The organism is Bacteroidota bacterium (assembly GCA_023957335.1).
Taxonomy (GTDB): Bacteria; Bacteroidota; Bacteroidia; order NS11-12g; family UBA955; genus JALOAG01.
The window spans coordinates 303,506-324,099 of the sequence record JAMLHC010000002.1 but is presented as its reverse complement, the minus strand read 5'-3'; the positions used below and the strand labels follow the sequence as shown (position 1 = coordinate 324,099).

Annotated in this window: 20 protein-coding genes; 8 read left to right on the top strand and 12 right to left on the bottom strand. The window is 36.8% G+C overall.

Translation table 11 applies throughout. The annotated features are described in order from the left end of the window. The first annotated feature begins 10 nt into the window (after positions 1-10). Positions 11-817 carry a hypothetical protein gene (locus M9892_04850; protein MCO5253680.1) on the top strand — a complete coding sequence of 269 codons (807 nt, stop codon included), beginning with the start codon at positions 11-13 and terminating at the stop codon, positions 815-817. Positions 818-824: 7 nt separating this feature from the next. Here the strand turns inward: M9892_04850 and M9892_04845 are convergent, their stop codons facing one another. Then, the gene (locus tag M9892_04845) at positions 825-1,202 is read right to left on the bottom strand and encodes a hypothetical protein (GenBank protein ID MCO5253679.1); all 378 of its coding nucleotides are present in this window, start codon (positions 1,200-1,202) and stop codon (positions 825-827) included. Positions 1,203-1,223: 21 nt separating this feature from the next. Here M9892_04845 and folK point away from each other — a divergent pair, with 21 nt between their 5' ends. The 3 genes from folK (at position 1,224) to M9892_04830 (ending at position 4,566) form a co-directional block, all read left to right on the top strand. Further along, complete coding sequence (gene folK, locus M9892_04840) at positions 1,224-1,715, top strand: 2-amino-4-hydroxy-6-hydroxymethyldihydropteridine diphosphokinase (GenBank protein ID MCO5253678.1); 492 nt, start codon at positions 1,224-1,226, stop codon at positions 1,713-1,715. Next, positions 1,699-2,280 (top strand): WbqC family protein, encoded by a 582-nt coding sequence (locus tag M9892_04835; protein ID MCO5253677.1) that lies wholly within the window; start codon positions 1,699-1,701, stop codon positions 2,278-2,280. Before folK ends, M9892_04835 begins: the two co-directional genes overlap by 17 nt. A gap of 126 nt (positions 2,281-2,406) precedes the next feature. Next, entirely contained in the window at positions 2,407-4,566 is a 2,160-nt protein-coding gene (locus M9892_04830; protein ID MCO5253676.1) for a S9 family peptidase, read from the top strand. 48 nt (positions 4,567-4,614) lie between these two features. Here M9892_04830 and M9892_04825 read toward each other — a convergent pair whose 3' ends face one another. Then, on the bottom strand, positions 4,615-5,343 hold the full coding sequence (locus M9892_04825) for a PrsW family glutamic-type intramembrane protease (protein ID MCO5253675.1): 729 nt from the start codon (positions 5,341-5,343) through the stop codon (positions 4,615-4,617). 121 nt (positions 5,344-5,464) lie between these two features. Between M9892_04825 and M9892_04820 the strand changes: the two genes are divergently transcribed. Genes M9892_04820 through M9892_04805 form a run of 4 tightly spaced genes read left to right on the top strand, consistent with a single transcriptional unit; the run spans position 5,465 to position 9,706 of the window. Next, complete coding sequence (locus M9892_04820) at positions 5,465-6,223, top strand: YebC/PmpR family DNA-binding transcriptional regulator (protein ID MCO5253674.1); 759 nt, start codon at positions 5,465-5,467, stop codon at positions 6,221-6,223. A gap of 14 nt (positions 6,224-6,237) precedes the next feature. Further along, positions 6,238-7,779, top strand: coding sequence for an acyl-CoA carboxylase subunit beta (locus M9892_04815; protein ID MCO5253673.1), 1,542 nt, complete (start codon positions 6,238-6,240; stop codon positions 7,777-7,779). Between the two features lie 29 nt (positions 7,780-7,808). Continuing rightward, positions 7,809-8,450 carry a PIG-L family deacetylase gene (locus M9892_04810; protein ID MCO5253672.1) on the top strand — a complete coding sequence of 214 codons (642 nt, stop codon included), beginning with the start codon at positions 7,809-7,811 and terminating at the stop codon, positions 8,448-8,450. A 47-nt stretch (positions 8,451-8,497) separates the two neighbouring features. Next, complete coding sequence (locus tag M9892_04805; GenBank protein ID MCO5253671.1) at positions 8,498-9,706, top strand: O-antigen ligase family protein; 1,209 nt, start codon at positions 8,498-8,500, stop codon at positions 9,704-9,706. On the opposite strand, the gene nadB is transcribed toward M9892_04805, so the two are convergent. The 10 genes from nadB to M9892_04755 all read right to left on the bottom strand — a co-directional run bounded on the left by nadB (position 9,696) and on the right by M9892_04755 (position 20,495). Then, complete coding sequence (gene nadB, locus M9892_04800; protein MCO5253670.1) at positions 9,696-11,228, bottom strand: L-aspartate oxidase; 1,533 nt, start codon at positions 11,226-11,228, stop codon at positions 9,696-9,698. The genes M9892_04805 and nadB overlap by 11 nt on opposite strands. 35 nt (positions 11,229-11,263) lie before the next feature. Beyond that, on the bottom strand, positions 11,264-12,199 hold the full coding sequence (nadA, locus tag M9892_04795) for a quinolinate synthase NadA (protein ID MCO5253669.1): 936 nt from the start codon (positions 12,197-12,199) through the stop codon (positions 11,264-11,266). A 164-nt stretch (positions 12,200-12,363) separates the two neighbouring features. After that, positions 12,364-13,905, bottom strand: a complete 1,542-nt coding sequence (locus tag M9892_04790) for an outer membrane beta-barrel protein (GenBank protein ID MCO5253668.1) — start codon at positions 13,903-13,905, stop codon at positions 12,364-12,366. A 126-nt stretch (positions 13,906-14,031) separates the two neighbouring features. Then, entirely contained in the window at positions 14,032-15,624 is a 1,593-nt protein-coding gene (bshC, locus tag M9892_04785; GenBank protein ID MCO5253667.1) for a bacillithiol biosynthesis cysteine-adding enzyme BshC, read from the bottom strand. Then, entirely contained in the window at positions 15,625-16,935 is a 1,311-nt protein-coding gene (gene rimO, locus M9892_04780) for a 30S ribosomal protein S12 methylthiotransferase RimO (GenBank protein MCO5253666.1), read from the bottom strand. Next, a complete protein-coding gene (ftsY, locus tag M9892_04775) occupies positions 16,916-17,908 on the bottom strand; it encodes a signal recognition particle-docking protein FtsY (protein MCO5253665.1) in 993 nt (330 codons plus the stop codon). The genes rimO and ftsY overlap by 20 nt, the downstream gene beginning before the upstream one ends. Positions 17,909-17,971: 63 nt before the next feature. Continuing rightward, positions 17,972-18,124 (bottom strand): DUF4295 domain-containing protein, encoded by a 153-nt coding sequence (locus M9892_04770; GenBank protein ID MCO5253664.1) that lies wholly within the window; start codon positions 18,122-18,124, stop codon positions 17,972-17,974. 2 nt (positions 18,125-18,126) lie between these two features. After that, positions 18,127-18,312, bottom strand: a complete 186-nt coding sequence (gene rpmG, locus M9892_04765) for a 50S ribosomal protein L33 (protein MCO5253663.1) — start codon at positions 18,310-18,312, stop codon at positions 18,127-18,129. A gap of 5 nt (positions 18,313-18,317) precedes the next feature. Further along, positions 18,318-18,551 (bottom strand): 50S ribosomal protein L28, encoded by a 234-nt coding sequence (gene rpmB / locus M9892_04760; GenBank protein MCO5253662.1) that lies wholly within the window; start codon positions 18,549-18,551, stop codon positions 18,318-18,320. Positions 18,552-18,680: 129 nt separating this feature from the next. Beyond that, positions 18,681-20,495 carry an ABC transporter ATP-binding protein/permease gene (locus M9892_04755; GenBank protein MCO5253661.1) on the bottom strand — a complete coding sequence of 605 codons (1,815 nt, stop codon included), beginning with the start codon at positions 20,493-20,495 and terminating at the stop codon, positions 18,681-18,683. Positions 20,496-20,594: the final 99 nt, after the last annotated feature.

The following is a 20,594-nucleotide window of genomic DNA, read 5'->3' as shown; positions in this document are numbered from 1 at the left end:
TGCAAAAGTAGTGATTAGAATTGTATCAGACCACTTTCTGCATGAATCTTCCGTTACTATTCGTACCGATAAAAATCTTATTTTTGAACCCATGACCAATCGCAAGTTATTGCTACTTTCTGTTTTAGCATTTGTGTTTTCCTATAACACATATTCACAAAAAGGATTTAGAGCCGGTTTGGCAATTACTCCCAATCTTTCAAGAGTCAGCTTGATGGATCCTTTGCCAAAGGATTATAATAGAAAAAATGCAGCCGGTTTGGTGGGGGGAATAATGGCGCAATACGGTTTAAATGGAGGTTTTGCGTTACATACCGGTTTTTTATTGTCTTCAAAAAGTTATACAATTGTCAATTATGACAATCCTATTAATGAATATATTAGAGGGAATGTATGGGGGTTTGAAATACCCCTTGGGTTTTATTTGAGACAGCCAATGAACAAGCAATCTTCAATGAGAGAATTGGTTGGCATGAGCACTTTTGTGAATCAAAACAAAGATAAAGTAACCTTTTCGCGCTCTTCACCGGATAATCCTTTTGCGGTGGAAGCTTTTATCCATCAACGAATTTCATATAGTTTGAATTTAGGAGTGGAGTATATGCGTGAGTTTGAAAGCGGTCATTGTTTTACGATTGGAGTTCTTTACAAAAGAGGATTAGGTTCTCCTATGACGCTCAATGTAATCAATGATAAGAATTCGCATACACCGCTTTTTGAAATGGGGTATTCCGGTGGTTATTTGGGTTTAAATATCAGTTATTTGTTTGATTTCAAAGATATTAAGCCAATGAAAGGTGAGTTATTTTTTGATTAATTCAATTTCAATACTCAGGTCTTTTCAAAATTTCAGATAAGATAATTGCTTCTTTGGCTGAAACTCCCATAATACTCCCGTCACTATTGTCTTGCTCATCAATATCAACGAGATCCAGATTTTGACTGATAGGTTTTTTTTGTGGCGTTTTCTGATAGTTATAAATGGGTGGAGCTATGGGGGCAGGTATGGGGTCTATCTTAATACTTGATTTTTTCTTAAGTAACTCTTCAAGTTGCTCTAAAATTTCTACTTTTGGATGCGAATGTTTGGGGGTGTTTTTCTCCTTTCCTTTTTTGGAAGCAGAGTACTTATAGAGTAAGTACAATATTCCGAAAATCACATAAAGGAAGGTTGAAATCTCTGCATAAACATAGTGTTGCATAGTGGCAAAGGTAAAATAAATATGTCAAAAACCAATTTGTATTGTATTCTTTCCGGTGGTAACATAGGAGATGTTATTGGCAATATAAATTTTGCAAAATCTGAATTATCAAAACTTGCTTTCAATCGCAAAGTGTTAGAGTCCTCACTATACAAGACTAAGGCTTGGGGTAAGACAGACCAAGCGGATTTTTATAATAAATTATTTGTTTTTAAATCGGTTTTGCCACCGAGGTTTGTGATGAAAGAATTGCTCAATATTGAAATAAAAAAAGGCAGGTTGCGCAAAGAAAAATGGGGGGCGAGAACATTAGATTTAGACATTCTTTATTGTGGCTCAATGGTGATGCAAAATTCTAGTTTGATATTGCCACATCCGGAAATTCAGAACAGAAGATTCTGTCTTGTGCCTTTAATTGAGTTATTACCCAATTTTATTCATCCTGTTTTCAAGTTGAGCAATAAACAGATGTTAGAACTTTGTAAAGATAACGGATTTGTTGAAAAAGCCTGATTTTTATATCGCACCCGTGTACTTGTTTCCGGATTTGAATTGGTTCTTAAACTATTCCGGTGATGGAAAAAATTTGCTACTTTCTGATGAGATAGAATCCGCCAAAACATTTGCAGCTAATCGCTGTGTGTTAATAGGTCCCAATAAAATCAGCAACTTTAGTGTTCCTCTGCAAAAAAAATCATTTGATACTCGAGTATCTGATTTATTAATTTCAAACCAATCAAAATGGTTGAAAGAGTTTAAAAATACGCTTCAAACCATATATGGTAAAACTCCATATTTTGAGTATTATGACTATAAACTATGGAATGTTTTAGAAAGTCAGAAGGATGAACGTTTTATCAATTTTGTTTTAGGTGTTTTGGAGTGGGCACACAAGGCATTGCAATGGGATGTGAACATTCAGTTAATTGCAGCTAAACCACGTTTGCGAACTCATCATTATGAAATTCAGCCATATCCTCAACCTTTTGCTCATAAGTTTGGGTTTGTTCAGAATGCACCCATTTTTGATGCAATATTTTGCTTAGGACCCGAGGTGTCCTGTATAGGAAATCATTAGTGATTTTTCCCATTAATAATTCGTTCGATTTATATCAAAGAAGTAGCAAAATCACAGCACCAGTATTAGGAGTTTTCAAATTTTAGTAGTTAGTTTGTGCTCTGTTGAATCAATGACTCTATACCAATGATTACCCTCCTACACACCAAGAATGTTCTAAGAAAAGCTACAATACTTTTCCTTCTGCTCCCTCTCTCTTTTGCTGTTCAAAGTCAGATGCTCACTTTGGAAGATGCCGTTCTTAATTCGAGCCTATATCCCAAAGGACTGCCCAATCTGAGTTTTCTGCCATCGGGCGAGTATTTTGCTTATTCTCGAACTGATACCAAAAAGCTCTATGTGGAAAGGATCGACAAACTACAAACAGACTCATCCTTGACCTTAGACTTGTTAAATAGTGCACTGGGACTTGCACAAGTTGGGGCATTGTCAGCTTTCCCCAAAATTTTATGGATTAGTGACAACACATTGGAGTTTAATTCGGGAAATAAAGTGATAAGGTATAACCGTTCGGATAATACTGCCGGTGTAGTTAATGAGATACCGGTGGATGCTGAAAATCCGGAATGGAATAACAATAAATCAAAACTCGCATTTACAAAAGATTACAATCTGTATCTCAAAAATGAGGGCAAAGTAAGACAATTGACAGAAGACGGTAAATACGGAATTGTATATGGAACAGCGGTTCACAGAAGTGAGTTTGGAATTGAGAAAGGTTTGTTTTGGAGTAATGATGGAAATAAATTAGCTTTTTACCGTATGGACGAAAGCGCTGTAACTGATTACAGTACCTATCAAAATTCTGATAGACCTGCAACCATGCATACATTCAAGTATCCCTTTGCAGGGGCGACAAGTCACACCGTCAAGATTGGTATTTATGATACAGACAAGGATGTAGTTCGCTATTTAAACATAGAAGGTCCTTATGATCAATATCTTACCAACATCACATGGTCTCCCGATGATAATTATATTTATATAGCCAAAGTTTCTCGTAATCAGAAGAATATGTGGCTTGAGCGTTATTGGGTGGATGATGGCAATCTAGATATGATAGTGTTAAGTGAATTTAATGAAAAATATGTTGAACCTCAACATGGTCCATTGTTTTTACCTTGGGATAGCGAACAATTTATTTGGCAAAGCCAGAAAGATGGGTACAACCATTTATATTTATATAAAACTAATGGAAAACTTGTACGTCAGTTAAGCAATGGACCTTGGGTGGTTACCAATATTGTTGGAATCAGCGAAGAAACTCAACATGTATATGTTGAAGGAACCAAAGACAGTCCTTTGGAAAGACATGTTTATGCTATTGCGATATCAAACGCTAAACTTAGAAAAATTACAGAAGTACAAGGAACCCACACGGTTCAGGTGAATAAGACCGGGAATTTCTTCCTTGACTCTTATTCATCTCTTGTCATTCCAACAAAAATTGATTTGTTGAGTGAAACAGGAGCTGTTTTGCGCAATATTTATATTGCAGCGAATCCGTTGACTAACTACCAATTGGGAGAAACATCCATTTTCCCCTTGCAAAACGGTAATACAACACTCTACGCCCGCATGATTAAGCCGGTTAATTTTGATGAAAACAAGAATTATCCTGTCATTGTTTATGTGTATGGCGGTCCTCATATCCAATTGGTGCGAAACACATGGTTAGGAGCCAGCAACCTTTGGATGCAGTTTTTGGCACAGCAGGGTTTTATTGTCTTTACAATTGACAACCGAGGGTCTGCCAACAGAGGATTTGAATTTGAAAGTGCTGTGTATGGCCAACTTGGCACAAAAGAAGTCGAAGACCAATTAGTAGGCATTGATTTTCTGAAAAAACTTCCTTATGTGGATGCAAGTCGTATTGGAGTGCATGGATGGAGTTTTGGAGGTTTTATGACAACTTCACTGATGACACGCACACCGGGAGTTTTCAAAGTCGGTGTAGCCGGTGGACCGGTCATTGATTGGCGGATGTATGAAATCATGTACACAGAGCGTTATATGGGCAATCCGAATCAGAACAAAGAAGGGTACGACAAAGCTAATCTGCTCAATTATGCTGACAAGCTGGAAGGGAAGCTATTGATGATTCACGGTTGCGATGATGATGTAGTATTATGGCAGCACAGCCTCTTGTTTGTTCAACAATGTATCAAAAACAATAATACCAATCTGGATTATTTTGTTTATCCGGGGCATAAGCACAATGTTTATGGTAAGGATAGGTTGCACTTGATGACTAAAATTACTGAATACTTATTTGAGAATTTATAGAAATAAGCAGTTGTTTATGAATTTGAAGGCTGTAATCATCCTTGCTGTTTATTGAAGATTCCCATTTTTTGTGTTGTTTGCAATTTTGTCCTTTTTGATGTGATGCTTAATTCTTCTGTATGCTGCACGCCAGAACCAAAGGTTTAAAGTAAAAAAAGAAATAATATACACCAGAACAATCCAAGGTTGAGATTCTATTCTCAAATTTAAATCCATCAGGAAAAAATCAAATAATCCATGTATAGCAATAGGGATTAGTAATGCTAATACTAAGTTTGCTTCCTTATGTGCAGGTTTGCCAATACGCCAAAGCGACAGATGGAAGCCCATGAAAATACCAAAGAATGCATGAGCAGGTACTGACAGTAAACCTCTGATAACAGCCGTTGTCATCCCGTGTTCCGCCACATATAGTATGTTTTCAACCAAAGCAAAACCCATTGAAACAAAAACCGCATATACAATCCCGTCATAGAATTGGTCAAAATATTTTGTCTTTCTCAAAATATGCCAAGTGGCAATAAACTTGAATAACTCTTCCGAAAATCCGGCACTTACAAAAGCATCATACACGCTTCGATAAAAACCACTGAGGTGCAATCGGCTTCCTATGATTTGCCATACTGATTCTATCAAGATAACGGGGAGCACTATCAACATTCCCCACAAGAAACACCTGATGAGCAAGGGAATCGGTTCTTTCTCTGTGTCAATTATATAAATAATCGTTGAGATAAATACAATAGGAATAGTGGCAGCAATAATGGTTGTAAGCATTAATATTAATTTTGGAAGTTGTGTAATTGCAATGATACATGATATTCTTGTTTGAATAGTATGCTTGAAAAAATCAGTCTAAAAGGACTTAATTTGCAACTTAATAGAATCAGATTTAGATATGTCAGGACATAGTAAATGGGCAAATATTAAACACAGAAAAGCCAAGCAGGATGCCAAACGTTCCAAGGCATTTACAGGAATTATTAAGAATATTACCATGGCAGCAAGAGATGGCGGACCCGACCCGAATTTCAACCCCAACCTTAGACTTGCCATTCAAAATGCAAAGGGCGTGAATATGCCCAAAGACACAATAGAAAAAGCGATTAAAAAAGGTGCAGGTGGAGAAGGAGCAAACTTGCAATATGTTACCTACGAAGGATATGCAAGCGGAGGTATTGCCGTTTTTGTGGAAGCAACCACCGACAACCCTACCCGAACTGTTGCCAATGTGAGAGCTGCTTTTAATAAATTCAATGGAAACCTTGGCACTAATGGTTCCTTGTCTTTCATTTTTGACCAAAAGGGGATTTTTGAAATCAACCTTGCTGCCATCGCAGGCAGGGATAAAGAAGAATTTGAATTAGAACTCATAGAAATGGGTGCAGAAGATATTGAGTGGGAGGACGAAATTGTTGAGGTAACCTCTTCTTTTGAAGATTTCGGTAAAATGCAAAAAGCATTTGAAGACAATAAAGTAGAAGTCGCGAGTGCCAAGCTTGAGCGTATCCCCAAATCAACTACCGCACTGGATACAGAAACTGCATTGAAGGTTTTTAAACTGATTGATAAACTTGAGGAAGACGATGACGTGACAATGGTTTATCACAACCTTGAATTGACCGATGAATTAGAAAAAGAATTAGAAAAAGAATAAATGGAAAAGAATAAATGGAAAAGCGTGAAAAGTTAAATAGCAAAAGAGAACTAGCACTTTTGGGTGGAGGAAAAGAGCGAATAGAGTCTCAACATAAAAAAGGGAAATTAACCGCTAGAGAAAGAGTCGCATTTTTTCTTGATGAAGGCTCTTTCCAAGAAATAGGTGCTTTTGTGACACACAGAAGTCAAGACTTTGGAATGAATAACCAGAAATTTCTTGGAGATGGCGTAATAACAGGCTATGGAACTGTAAACGGAAGGCTTGTGTATGTCTTTTCACAGGACTTTACTGTTTTTGGTGGTTCTTTGTCTGAAACACATGCAGAAAAAATTTGTAAAATAATGGATTTGGCAATGCAGAATGGTGCGCCTGTGATAGGGTTAAACGATTCCGGAGGAGCCAGAATTCAAGAAGGTGTGGTATCGCTGGGCGGTTATGCCGATATTTTTTATCGAAACACATTGGCTTCGGGTGTTATTCCTCAAATTTCCGCTATAATGGGTCCTTGCGCAGGCGGTGCGGTTTACTCTCCTGCCATCACGGATTTTATTGCTATGGTTGAAAATACTAGCTATATGTTTGTTACAGGTCCCAATGTTGTAAAGACGGTTACCAATGAAGAGGTTACAAGCGAAGAACTTGGAGGTGCCAGTGTCCATTCATCAAAATCAGGGGTTGCACATTTTGCTTTTGCAAATGAAATTGAATGTTTGAATAATCTGAAAAAACTGCTTTCCTATCTGCCTCAAAACTGTGAGGAAACCGCACCCGACCTGCCATACGAGCCGCAAGGAGATGAAAGTCGTGATGTTTTGCAGCGTATTGTACCCTCAAACCCCAATCAGCCTTATGATATTAGAGAGGTTATAGAGGGTGTGATAGATGAAGAATCATTTTTTGAAGTACACAAAAATTTTGCTGAAAATATTGTTGTTGGCTTTGCCAGACTTGCAGGTAAAAGTATTGGTATTGTGGCTAATCAGCCGGCTTACCTTGCCGGTTGTTTGGATGTGCATAGTTCTCAAAAAGGGGCAAGGTTTGTGCGATTCTGCGATGCGTTTAACATCCCCTTACTTGTTTTTGAGGATGTCCCCGGATTTTTGCCCGGCACAGACCAAGAATGGAACGCCATTATTACCAATGGCGCTAAGCTGTTGTTTGCATTCAGCGAAGCAACTGTGCCGAGGATTACAATTATTACTAGAAAAGCATACGGTGGAGCCTATGATGTAATGAACTCAAAACACATTGGTGCTGATATGAACTTTGCCTATCCAACTGCCGAAATTGCTGTAATGGGAGCCAAAGGTGCAGCAGAAATCATCTTCAAAAAAGACATTCAGTCTGCTGCCGATCCTGAAAAGGCATGGCAGGAAAAAGAGGCTGAATATGCTCATATTTTTGCCAATCCTTACAGAGCCGCAGAACGTGGATTTATTGACGAAGTGATTTTTCCGGAAGAATCCCGCCAAAAATTAATTGCGGCTTTCCAAATGTTGAAGAATAAAGTAGTAAACCTACCTAAGAAAAAACACGGCAATATCCCATTGTAATTTCTCATTATCCATTTATAGATTAATCTATGGAACTACTAAACAACAATGCACCGGTCCTTGTTCTTGCACCACACACCGATGATGGTGAGTTTGGCTGCGGTGGAACAATCCATAAGCTAAACAGCATGGGCAGAGAAGTTTACTATGCAGCATTTTCTGCTTGCAAACAATCAGTACAGCCTGAGTTTAAAGAAGATGTGTTGATAACAGAAGTGAAACAAGCTACTCAAGTTCTTGGTATCCCTGCTCAGAGGCTTATATTGTTTGATTACCAAGTAAGGACTTTTAATTATCACAGGCAAGAAATTCTTGAGAATCTGATTGCGCTTAGAGAAAAAATTAAACCTTCTTTGGTATTGATGCCTTCGCTCAACGACATTCATCAAGACCACAAAACCATTGCAGAGGAGGGGCTGCGAGCATTCAAATTCAGCAGTATTTTGTGCTACGAAATGCCCTGGAACAACCTTAATTTCAGCACAAGCGGTTTTATCAAACTGTCTGAAACTGATTTGCAAAAAAAAATTGAAGCCCTCGAGGTATATAAGTCGCAGTCGCATAGAATGTATGCTAATGCTGAGTTTGTTCGCTCTTTAGCTACAACGCGCGGTGTGCAAATTCATGCAAAATATGCAGAAACATTTGAGGTGCTCAGATATGTAGGCTAAATTGATTGCTATTGAATCCGTCATTTACATTAAAGAGGTTTCCCAATGTGGCAGAAGTACTCACGTTTTTGATGGTTTTGTCTGTATTTGTAACAAGCAAAGTTCAGAATTTTCAACACCTTTTCGATTTCTATTGGTATTATCCATTATATCTGATTGTCATTGTGTATGGTGTGATGAAATTGGGATTTGTTAGATTACTTAAACAAAAATGGCTGTTGTTTGTGGGTGTGATAGCGACTCTCTCGCTCATCAGTCTTTGGATTCATCCTTATTCATATTTTCAATGGGCAAAGCAAGTAGCGGGATGGTTGCTTTTTGGTTATGCATGGATTGTGATTTATTTGTTGCAAGAAGAGAAAAATAACATTTTGAACATCTATTTCAGTATTGCCTTTATTGCAGCATTTTTGACTATCCCCGAACAAATACTGCATGTCTTGGATATCCACATTACACCCAAAAAAGGGGGAGGGCTTGGGTTATACAGATGTTTTAGTATTGTCAATGAGCCTTTTCCATTAGCCATGCTTCTTATACCCGTTATAATTTATTATTTAGAACAGGGAAGGGTTTTGCTTGCAAATGAAAAATTGTATTTGCTTATTCTGTTCATAGGGTTGTTTTTTACTTTTAGTGGAGGCGGATGGTTGGTATTAGTACTTTATTTTATTTTTTCTATCATAAAACGTTCTTCGGCAAAAGGCATAATAATGAAGGTGGTGATGTTGCTTTTATTGGTTATATCGTTTGCATTTTATAAAGGCACTCAGCTTCGCGTGACTGAAACTTTATCAATATTTAAAAACTTTCCGGAATTGCCGGATGTACAAACGCTCAATTCTACCAATACTTCATCGCGTGCCATATATCTCAATACAATAGTTGCTTGGAAACAATTTGTTCAAAACCCTATATCAGGTGGAGGTTTGGGCAGTCATGGTGAGGCATATAATGAGTTTATTACAAAACCACTACATGATAAGCAGATTGTCATTGCCCATTTTAATCAATTTGATGGTGCGAGTGGTTTGATTCGTTGGTTTTCGGAGATGGGTTTATGTGGAATGTTGTTTTTATTTATGTTTTTCAGAAAAATTATTCGACAATCTGATAAAAAATGGGTGGCTTCCGAATTGGGTTTCTGGATAGCATTTTTGATTCATGCCGGAAATTATTTTCACAATGGTTCTATGATGTGGATGCAGAAAAATAGAACTTACAAATTGTTGGAGAAAGATAAGTTTAATTCTTAGACTGAGGGTTTATTTGTTGATTTTCAGCCATTAACTCACTTAGCATCAAGTTTGCAACAATTAACATGTTGTGTAGTTCCTTAAGTTGTAGTGTGGTTGAGTCTCCATGTATCAGCGCAACGTACTTTGTATTGATTTCATTAAGGATGAATTGAACCTTCTCTAAAGGCGTATTTTTCAAAAAGAGAGCAGTCATTGTTTCTTGCAATTGCTTTTTCAAGCTACTGACAAATTGGGAAGTATCACTATTAACAGCGAATGCAATTATTTCCTCCTGTTGTTTTTTAAAATCAATATTTGGTAACTCAATTTTGTCAATATGTTTGGAAATGTATTCTGAGCTTTGATGTGCATAAACTAAAGCCTCGAGCAAAGAATTAGAAGCTAATCGGTTTTTGCCATGTAGCCCCGTGCAGGAACATTCACCTACAGCAAACAGATTAGGTATGGATGTTTGTGAGTCTATGTCAACTTTGATTCCCCCACATTGATAATGCGCTACCGGAACAATAGGAACTAAATCCTTTCTAATGTCTATTCCTATGCTGTTGCAATATTGTGTGATAGTAGGGAAGTGTTGGTAAAATTTGTCATAATCCAAGTGTCTGCAATCTATGTAAACATTCTCTTTGCTTGTGTTTTCCATTTCTCTGTCAATTGCTTTGGTGACAATGTCTCTGGTGGCAAGTTCGCCTCTTGGGTCTGTTTCAAATACAAAACGATTACCTTTATCATTCACGATATAAGCTCCAAATCCTCGTACAGCTTCTGAAATCAGAAAGTATGGGTTTTTATCTTTTTCATATAGTGCTGTTGGGTGAAATTGAACGTATTGCATGTCTTTAATCTGTGCACCTGCTCTGTATGCCATAGCAACCCCATCTCCTGTGGCAATTTTAGGGTTTGTAGTATGTTTGAAAATCTGTCCGCTGCCTCCGGTACACAACAGAGTAGTGCGCGCTAAAATGGATTCAAGTTTGTTTTCTTTCTTATTAAAATATGTGGCTCCTAAACATGAGCCAGCATGGGTGATGAGGTCAAAAACAATACTATCTTCAAGTACCTTAATATTAGGTGTGTTCAAACTTTGAAGCAGCAACTTGTTTAATATTTCAGAACCCGAAATATCTTTATGATGCAGAATTCTATGTTGTGTGTGCCCTCCTTCTAAACCTAAGTCCCAATCTCCGCTGTTTTTTTTATCAAATTCCACATTAAACTCCAGAAGTTCTTTTAATCTTTCAGGTGCTTGATGTACAACCATTTCGACCACTCTTCTGTCACTCAAGCCGCCTCCTGCATTCATTGTATCTTCAATGTGTTTATCAAAACTGGCTTTGAGGTTGTCTGTTACAACTGCAATTCCTCCTTGTGCAAATCGTGTATTACTCTCATCTGCATACGCTTTTGTCATAATAAGAATATTGATGTCAGGTCTTTTTTTGGCTGTTTTAAGCGCAAAGAATAAACCGGATGCACCGGAACCTATAACCAGAATATCAGTATTGTGAACGTAAGTCAATTATGCGTAAGGATTGATTTGGGATGTGAATTTAATTATGAAAATGACAACATTCGCTCAATCGGAACCAAAGCTTTTTCAATTAATTCTTTTTCCAATATTATTTCCGGAGTTTCATCTCTTAAACAACGATATAATTTCTCCAGCGTATTGAGTTTCATAAATGCACATTCGCTGCATGCACATGTATTGTCTTCATCAACAGGAGCTGGGATTAGTACTTTATTGGGGTTGTCTTGCGCCATTTTATGCAAAATGCCCGCTTCGGTAGCTATAATAAAAGTGTCAGTCTCATTGGTTGTTTTAATATAATTCAGAATACCGGCTGTGGAACCAATAAAATCAGCTATTTTCAAAATGTGTGTTTGTGATTCAGGGTGAGCCGCAACTTTTGCGTTAGGGTATTTGCTTATTAAATCTAAAAGTTTCTCTATAGAAAAGGCCTCATGCACTACGCAAGAGCCTTTCCACAAAACCATGTCTCTGCCCGTTTCCTGCATTAAGTACTTGCCAAGATTTTGGTCAGGTGCAAAAATAACAGGCTGCTCCTTGGGAATGGCATTAATAATCTTTTTAGCATTGGATGAAGTACAAACCCAGTCGCTCATGGTTTTAATTTCTGCTGAGCAGTTGATATAGGTAACTACGACATGTCCTGGGTATTGCTCTTTAAACTTCCGAAATGCATCAGGTGGACAGCCGTCTGCTAATGAACATCCTGCACGCATATCCGGCAGTACAACTTTTTTATTGGGATTAATAATTTTGGCAGTTTCAGCCATAAAGTGTACTCCCGAAAAAACAATTATATCTGCATTAGTTTCTGCTGCTTTCTTTGCGAGAGCTAGACTGTCTCCTACAAAATTAGCAATATCTTGTATATCTTCTTCTTGATAATAATGCGCTAAAATAACCGCATTTTTCTCCTTTCGTAATCTGTTTATTTCTGCAATGAGTTCGGTCTTTTCCATGATTAACTATACAATTCAAGCAAGTGTGTTGATCAAATAAATGTGCTGCAAATTTACTTCATTTTTCAACTGTATATGCCAATAAAAATTGCCTGCAAATATCTCTCAAACAAAAAAGCCTGTGATTTCACAGGCTTTTTTGTTTTGTATTTTTACAGATTTTGTTAGAATCTGAAATCAATTCTTCTGTTTGCGTTTGACTTATCAGTGCTGGTATTCTTTTCACCTTTATAATCGGTAATAATTCTGTCTCTTGAAATACCATATTTTTCATTCAAGTGCTTAACAATAGCATCAATTCTTCTTGTGTTAGTTGAAGAGTTGTATTTTGAGCTTTTCTTGTCACCTGAGCCTGAGATAATTAATTTTTTATCAGGGCAAGTTTTCATTCTTTCTGCAATTTGATATAAAACTGCATAGTATTCAGGTTTAATTGTGCCGTCAGAAGCAGTGCTGAAATAAACACTTGGGAATACTACATCTTCACATGAGCAACACTGAAGAACTTCTACTCCGTTTCTGTCCACAAGTGCTCCAGGACGTGAATGAGGTTCTTTATCAAGCATGTCAGGAACGCCATCACCGTCTGAGTCAACTGCTACACCGTTTTCGTCAACTTGTGCACCTTTTGGAGAAAAAGGTTCGTTGTCTTTGCAATCCGGAATTCCGTCACCATCAGAGTCAACGGATTTACCGCTTCCATATACATTGCAATCCTCAGGAGTATTTGTTTCTTTATCAAAATAGTTAGAAACACCGTCTTTGTCATCATCCTCAGTTACTTTGGTTACTTTCTCATCTAGCTTAGTCATTTTATCATAAATAGACTCAACGGGATTTAACCAGTCGTAATGCTGAGTGTTTTTGTTACCAAATTTATAGGCAATCGTTACGTTGGTCATTGAATACATATCAAACCATCTGTTTTTCCATACTGCGGTATTATACACATCTATGTCATCACTTCTTAAATAGGTCATGCGATATTCAAGACCTAAATCGAAACTCTTGCTTAAATAATGCTTGAATCCAAATCCGAAAGGCAAAATCAAATGTCTGCCCTCATATTTTTCGGTTACTTCTTTGCCTAAATTAGGGTTTGGTGTACCTAATCCAAAATAGGAGTTTAGGTAATAGTCGCCCAAAGTTAATCTTTGGTCAGTAAATGAAGCTTCTGAACGGAAACTTCCTTGTCCAATACCACCAAAGAAATACATTTGAGTCTTTCTTAAAGGTCTAATAAATGAAATATTACCAAGTGTAAATTGGGCTTGAACATTCCAATCTTGAATTTTGCTGTTAAACTTAAATCCATCTTTAAATAGTGTTGGACCTTGGTCTTTTCTTTCACCAGCCAATGTACCCATATTGTATTCACCTCTTAATGCAAATGTTTGCGAAATAGAATACTTTACAAATAAACCGGCATTCCAACCAATTTTGCTTTTGTCGGCATCACCATAAAATTGTGTGATTCCGCCTTTTAGCCCAACAGACCATTTCTTAGCTCTTCTGTCCAAGAAACCGCTTGCTTGCATGTGCTGTCCTGAGTCTTTTTGTACGTTTTCACCTCCTTTCCCATCAGGATATTTTACTTGTGCAAATGGGTGTCTTTTCCAAGTATTATTGGTGTTTTCTGTCTGTCCGTAGACTGAAATTACACCTAAACTTAGTAAACTGAACAATACTGATTTTACTGTTGTCATGTTATTTATGTATTGATTTTTTTGTCGATTTAGGGCGCAAAAATAAGTATTAAATGGAATGCAGCAAATTTTTTTTACTTTTTTCTCATTTCAATTCGAATGTTTGAAATTGATAATCCTTGCTTTTTAATCGACTATAACGTCAATATTTGTGTTATTAGTATATGTGTCCTGTAAATAATCTTTGCCGATATTTGCTTTAAAACAGTGTTCAAGAAAGCTGAATGTGCGTTCCTGTAATGTGTTTTCGGTATATATGATTGAGCGAATTTTTTCTATTTTTTTAATTTTAGAAGTATTTTGTTCAAGGATTTTTGCTTCCAAAGTATCAAAATGTGACTTCAAACTTTTCTTCCACTCTTTTGTGGAGGATTTTATTGATTTGACGCTCTGAGAATCAATTTGATATGTAGTGTCACAAATTTTTTGAATAAATGCTTCAAACTCTTGTTCAATATGTAAGTATGTTGAGTTACTCGCTATCTTTTCTGTTAGAATCTTTTGGAAAGTATCGGATGATAATAGTAGCTCATTTACGGAAAATCCTAATTCTTCCCATGCCTTGAGCGATTTGCCGCTAATATAGACAGCCATATTCCTTAATATTAAGATAGGCATTGGGATATTACATTGTTCAAATACATTTTTTAGTTGAAACCAATATGCTACTTCTCCGGCACCGCCAAAATATGCTAGATTTGGCAGAATTACTTCCTCGAATAAAGGACGTAATGCAACATTAGGACTAAATAATTCAGGATTGGATTCGACAATTTGAAGTAATTCTGTTGTGGTGTATATGCGACCGGATGGATGTAGTTTGAAATTGTCATTGTCAACCCTATCTATTCGCTCACGTTTGTTGTTTACAAATAAAAATAACGCGGTATCTCTGGCGCCAATTTGTGTATTAAAACCTTTGTTTTTGATGACGTCAGAAAATGATTTTACGGCTTTGTACGTAAATCCTTCTTTAAGTTCTTTAATAATATAGGGTGTGAAATATTCTTTTAAAGACTTTTTATTAGCATCAAAAGCAATCACTCCGTATTGACCATAGAAATGATTGACAATTTTGATGGTAGCTTCTGATAGTGTGTTAGAGTTGGAGTAAAACGTTTCAAATATTGATAGTATGGAGTTTTCTTCCGGTTTTAGGTTGAAACTGCTTCGGATTTGTTCAATTACATTTAAAATGTTTCGACAGCTTAACGCTCCTGTTGCCCCTCCTGATTCTTCCTGCCAGACGAATTCCTTATTCCATAGTTTGACAGACCTAATTTCTTCAAAGTCGTGATCTTCGGTAGCCATCCAAAAAATGGGTATAAAATTGAATTCGGGGTATTCTTCTTTTAGTTTTAGACAGTTAGATACAGTGCTCATAATCTTGTGTGGAACATACATCGGTCCTAAAAAGATATGAATCTGCTGCCCGGTGGTGAGTGTGTAGGAGTTTTGTTCTCTAAGCAGTTGAATATTGTTCCAAACCGCTGAATCTGTTTTCTCTTTTTCAGTCAGAAATGAATATTGTTTTTCCATTTCATCCGCCAAAACGTTGCGCTGGATTTGGTTAAAACCTTTTCGTAGCTCAATTTGTACTTTTACCTTGCTGAAATCATTCTTTATCTGCAAGAACTCTGTTGTCTTTTCATTAAAAATGAATGATTTAACAAATGTTGAAAGGATGTCCAATTCCTGATGTGAAACTGAATAAATCATTTATACGGGTTTAGCAATTAAATCGTACTCTGTTGCAGAAAGAATCTCCGCATGAACAAAATCCCCTTGTCTGAGAAAGTATTGATTTGCATCAAATAGCACTTCGTTGTCCACATCGGGCGAATCACCTTCGGTTCTTCCAACAAACCAGTTTCCTTCCTTTCTGTCAATTAAAACTTTAAATATTTTACTAACCTTAAGCTGATTTTTTTCTTCGGAAATACGGCTTTGTATTTCCATAATGGTTGCAACCCTTCTTTCTTTTTCTTCTTGAGAAACATTGTCCTCGAGTGTAAACGAATGCGTGCCTTCTTCGTGTGAGTAGGCAAAAACTCCTAATCTGTCAAATTTAAATTCGGAAATAAATTCACATAATTCTTCAAATTCTTGCTCAGATTCTCCGGGGTGTCCTACAATTAATGTAGTTCTGATAACTGCTTCCGGTAGTTTCTCTCTAATAGAATTCAGTAGTTCAATGGTTCTGTGTTTGGTAATGCCTCTGCGCATAGCTTTTAACACCGGATCTGCAATGTGCTGCACAGGGATATCAATATATTTACAGATGTTGTCATGTTTGGCAATCACATCAAGAACATCCATAGGGAATTGAGAGGGGAAAACATAGTGTAAGCGCAACCATTCCACTCCATTTACTTGCGCAAGCGCATCCAATAATGCTGCCAGTTTACGTTCGCCATATAAATCAAGACCATAATATGTTGAGTCTTGGGCAATTAGTATCAACTCCTTCAACCCATTTTTGACCAAGTTTTCAGCTTCCTGAACAATGAACTCAATGGGTTTAGAGACATGTTTGCCGCGCATGAGAGGAATAGCACAAAATGAGCAAGGTCTGTCACATCCTTCAGAAATTTTTAGATAAGCATAATGAAAAGGTGTTGTTGTGAGTCTCTCGCCAACTAATTCGTGTTTATAGTCTGCGCCAAGTGTTTGCAGTAGCTTGGGCAGTTCTCTTGTTCCAAACCATGCATCTACCTCGGGAATTTCTTTGGTTAAATCACTTTTGTATCTTTCTGATAAGCAACCGGTAACTAATAGTTTTTCAATTCTCCCTTGCGATTTCGCCTGAGCATAGTTTAGGATGGTTTGTACAGATTCGTCTTTTGCTAAGTCAATAAATCCACATGTATTGATAATAACAATGTTTGCATCATCCTTATGTGATTCGTGGGTTACTTCCATGTTATTGTTCTTGAGTTGACTGAGCATGACTTCAGAGTCCACAAGATTTTTACTGCAACCTAATGTTACAATATTGATTTTATTTTTCTTAGCTGATCTTGCTCTCATAAAACAATGATTCTATAAATTCAACAGGTGCAAAAATGCGTAAATCTTCCATTTTTTCACCCACACCTATATATTTAACAGGCACTCCAAAACTATCACTTATGCCAATTACTACGCCTCCTTTGGCAGTGCCGTCAAGTTTGGTTAAAGCCAGCGAAGTAACTTCTGTGGCTTGTGTAAATTTATCTGCTTGTTCAAAGGCGTTCTGACCGGTGGAGGCATCTAAAACGAGCATAACTTCGTGGGGAGCCTCTGGAATAATTTTGCTCATCACTCTTTTAATTTTGGCAAGCTCATTCATCAGATTGATTTTGTTGTGTAATCGTCCTGCAGTATCCAGAATAATGATGTCATAGCCTTCTTCTTTGCCTTTTTTTACTGCTTCAAAAGCTACTGCTGCGGGATCTGTATTCATTCCTTGTGAATAGAAATCTACATCGGCTCGTTCACTCCAAATTTTCAATTGGTCAACAGCACCTGCCCTAAAGGTGTCCCCCGCAGCTAACAAAACTTTTGCACCTGCTTGCTTAAACTGGTGTGCAAGCTTTCCAATGGTAGTTGTTTTGCCAACACCGTTGACCCCAACAACCATCAGTACCAATGGGTTTTCTTTTGTTATGCTTTCAATTTTGAAATTATTTTGAATAGCGCCTTTTTCTTTGTTCTCGGTTAGTAATTTTGAAATTTCATCTTTTAAAAAGGTTTGCAGTTCATTCTTGTTGATATATTTGTCTTTTTCTGCTCTTGTCTTGAGTCTGTCAATAATTTTGAGCGTGGTTTTTAGACCCACATCAGATGTAATAAGTACTTCTTCCAATTCATCCAGAAAATCATCATCCACTTCGGATTTTCCGGCTACTATGCGTCCAAGTTTTCCAAGAAAAGACGTACGTGTTTTCTCTAATCCATGATTGAGTGCGTCTTTTTCTTCCTGCTCGCTCGGTTTCTTTTTTAGAAAATCAAAAAATGCCATTTTATTAAACGAAAAAAGCCCTCTGTTCAGAGAGCTTGTATGAAACTATTTGTTTACAATATCTTATGATTTAAAGTAATTCTTAGCCAAATCTTCAGGCAGAACTTCTTCTTTAAAAGTATAAGCTCCTGTTTTTTCTGATTTTACAGCTTTGATTACTTTAATATATCCTTTTCTTTCTACGCCTTGTAGTTTTGAAATTGCCTTCTTTGCCATGATTATTTAATTTCTTTGTGTACGGTAACTTTCTTTAAATAAGGATTGAATTTTTTAAGTTCTATCCTCTCAGTTGTATTTTTCTTGTTTTTTGTTGTAATATATCTTGAGATGCCCGGAACATTGGTGTTCTTCTGCTCGGTACATTCCAAAATTACCTGAACTCTATTTCCTTTACTTTTAGCCATTGTGCTTAGATTTTTCCGTTGTTAATAACTCTGTTTAATGCTTCTGTAATACCTATTTTGTTTATAGTACGAATTGCAGAAGTTGATACTTTTAGCGTTATCCATTCGCCAGTTTCCGGAATAAAGAATCGCTTCTCTTGAAGATTTGGATAAAATCTTCTCTTGGTTTTTCTGTTTGAGTGGGAAACGTTATTTCCCTTCATTGCTTTCTTTCCGGTTAAATCACATACTCTTGACATAGCCTTGTCTTTTTAAATGGGGTGCAAATGTAAGAATTCTTTTTTAATTCTAAAATGTATTTGTAATGAAAATTTCAGAACTTTTGATTTTTGTTGTTACTGCCTTGTATATCAACGGGATATATAAGATTAATTATCCTGAAACTGAATCTGATACAATTTTTTATATACTCCGTTTTTCTCTAACAACAACTTGTGCGAACCTTGTTCTACAATTTTTCCCTCTGACATCACAACAATCTCGTCTGCATCTAAAATAGTTGAAAGCCTGTGTGCAATTACCAAAGTGGTACGACCGCTTGCCAATGTGTCTAATGCCTCTTGTACATACCTCTCTGATTCAGAGTCAAGTGCTGATGTAGCTTCATCAAGAATCAATATTTCAGGATTCTTGAGAATGGCGCGGGCAATGCTGATTCTTTGTTTTTGTCCTCCGCTCAGTTTGTTGCCGCGCTCTCCAATGATTTCATCCAGACCGGCATCTTTTTGACTCACAAAGTCCCATGCATTTGCCATGCACAGCGCTTCTATCATGGAATTTTCATCAGCATTTTGCTTGCCTATCAGAAGATTATTGCGAATACTGTCGTTGAATAGGATAGATTCTTGATTTACAGTGCCAATCAGTTTTCTTAGTGAGGCAAATTTTAAGTCTTTTATATTATGCCCGTCAATCAGGATTTCGCCTTCTGATATGTCATACAATCGAGGCACTAATTCTGTCAGTGTAGTTTTGCCGGAGCCTGATTGACCTACTAATGCAATCTTTTTCCCTTTTGGAATTGTCAGGTTTATGTTTTGTAAAACCTTGTGGTGTCCATAACTAAAGCTAACATTCTTGAATTCAATTTGATGTTGGAATGTTTCTAAAGTGAGGGCATTTGGATTTTCGTAGATTTGGATATCCGTTGCCATAATTTCTTCCAACCTATTTGCGCCAGCGATTCCTTTTTGAGCATTATAAAATGCAGAAGAAAACTGTTTGAAAGGTGGAATGAGTTGGCTGAAAACAATCAGGTATCCTATAAAAACCTCCGGTTCTATTGCACCTTCAAAAACCATATTGCCGCCAAGCCAAAGCAAAACAGCCGCAATAGTTATTCCCAATATTTCGGATATGGGTGATGCAGAATCTACTCTTTTATTAACACTTATGCTGAGTTTAGTGGTTTCTCGGTTAACCATCCCGAATTTTTTTCTCATCAAATTTTCAGCACTAAAGGTTTTTACAATCTTCATTCCGCCTAAAACTTCTTCAAGAAATGACATCAGAACACCTAATTTTTCTTGTGTTTGCTTTGATTTTGCTTTGAGTTTTTTTCCTAAAAATGACACAATCAATGCTGTAACAGGTAGTAACAACAGCACATATAACGTCAGCATGGGGCTCATGTATATTAATATTCCGAGATAAATCAAGATTGTAACAGGATCTTTAAAAATGGATTCGAGTGATGTGGACATTGCCCACTCTAATTCTTTGGCATCATTGCTCATTCTGGAAATTACATCACCTTTTTTCTCATGATTAAAAAAGCTCATGGGGAGTGTGAGCACTTTGTCAAATATTTTATTCTTAAGTTTCTCTATACTTTTGAAAATCAAAATCTTAAGATTGACTAGTGCAAGATATCTTGAAACATTTTTAATTGTAATAGAAACGATAAGAAAGAGGCAAATGACAAGGAGAGCTGTTTTTTTATCTTCGGCTACCAATTCATAAAAACCTGACATCGCATTTTGATATACTGTATTAAAATCCAAACTGTTAGTTTTAGCTGGTAGCTCAGGTTTTTCTGACAAAAACAGAAATTTGAGTAGTGGCATTGCTAATGTGAGCGAAAATGCGCCACTTAATATAAAGATAAGATTGAAAAAGATATTAAAAAAAATCTCCTTCCCTTGCCCCTTTGCATATTGAAGTATTTGAAAGAAATTTTTCATCTGACGCGGTGGCAAATATAGGTGGCAAACCACGATTAATAATTACCTATTGTGCATTAAGTTTAATGACAGATTAAATTAAAGAGAGTGGAGAGTCCG

What these genes read in the sequence shown, in the direction of transcription:
- M9892_04815 (MCO5253673.1), top strand. Translation starts at nt 6,238, where the DNA reads ATGGAAAAGCGTGAAAAGTTAAATAGCAAAAGAGAACTAGCACTTTTG.
- M9892_04755 (MCO5253661.1), bottom strand. Translation starts at nt 20,495, where the DNA reads ATGAAAAATTTCTTTCAAATACTTCAATATGCAAAGGGGCAAGGGAAG.
- M9892_04810 (MCO5253672.1), top strand. Translation starts at nt 7,809, where the DNA reads ATGGAACTACTAAACAACAATGCACCGGTCCTTGTTCTTGCACCACAC.
- M9892_04825 (MCO5253675.1), bottom strand. Translation starts at nt 5,343, where the DNA reads ATGCTTACAACCATTATTGCTGCCACTATTCCTATTGTATTTATCTCA.
- nadA (MCO5253669.1), bottom strand. Translation starts at nt 12,199, where the DNA reads ATGGAAAAGACCGAACTCATTGCAGAAATAAACAGATTACGAAAGGAG.
- M9892_04845 (MCO5253679.1), bottom strand. Translation starts at nt 1,202, where the DNA reads ATGCAACACTATGTTTATGCAGAGATTTCAACCTTCCTTTATGTGATT.
- ftsY (MCO5253665.1), bottom strand. Translation starts at nt 17,908, where the DNA reads ATGGCATTTTTTGATTTTCTAAAAAAGAAACCGAGCGAGCAGGAAGAA.
- M9892_04830 (MCO5253676.1), top strand. Translation starts at nt 2,407, where the DNA reads ATGATTACCCTCCTACACACCAAGAATGTTCTAAGAAAAGCTACAATA.
- M9892_04820 (MCO5253674.1), top strand. Translation starts at nt 5,465, where the DNA reads ATGTCAGGACATAGTAAATGGGCAAATATTAAACACAGAAAAGCCAAG.
- M9892_04790 (MCO5253668.1), bottom strand. Translation starts at nt 13,905, where the DNA reads ATGACAACAGTAAAATCAGTATTGTTCAGTTTACTAAGTTTAGGTGTA.
- rimO (MCO5253666.1), bottom strand. Translation starts at nt 16,935, where the DNA reads ATGAGAGCAAGATCAGCTAAGAAAAATAAAATCAATATTGTAACATTA.
- bshC (MCO5253667.1), bottom strand. Translation starts at nt 15,624, where the DNA reads ATGATTTATTCAGTTTCACATCAGGAATTGGACATCCTTTCAACATTT.
- rpmB (MCO5253662.1), bottom strand. Translation starts at nt 18,551, where the DNA reads ATGTCAAGAGTATGTGATTTAACCGGAAAGAAAGCAATGAAGGGAAAT.
- rpmG (MCO5253663.1), bottom strand. Translation starts at nt 18,312, where the DNA reads ATGGCTAAAAGTAAAGGAAATAGAGTTCAGGTAATTTTGGAATGTACC.
- folK (MCO5253678.1), top strand. Translation starts at nt 1,224, where the DNA reads ATGTCAAAAACCAATTTGTATTGTATTCTTTCCGGTGGTAACATAGGA.
- M9892_04770 (MCO5253664.1), bottom strand. Translation starts at nt 18,124, where the DNA reads ATGGCAAAGAAGGCAATTTCAAAACTACAAGGCGTAGAAAGAAAAGGA.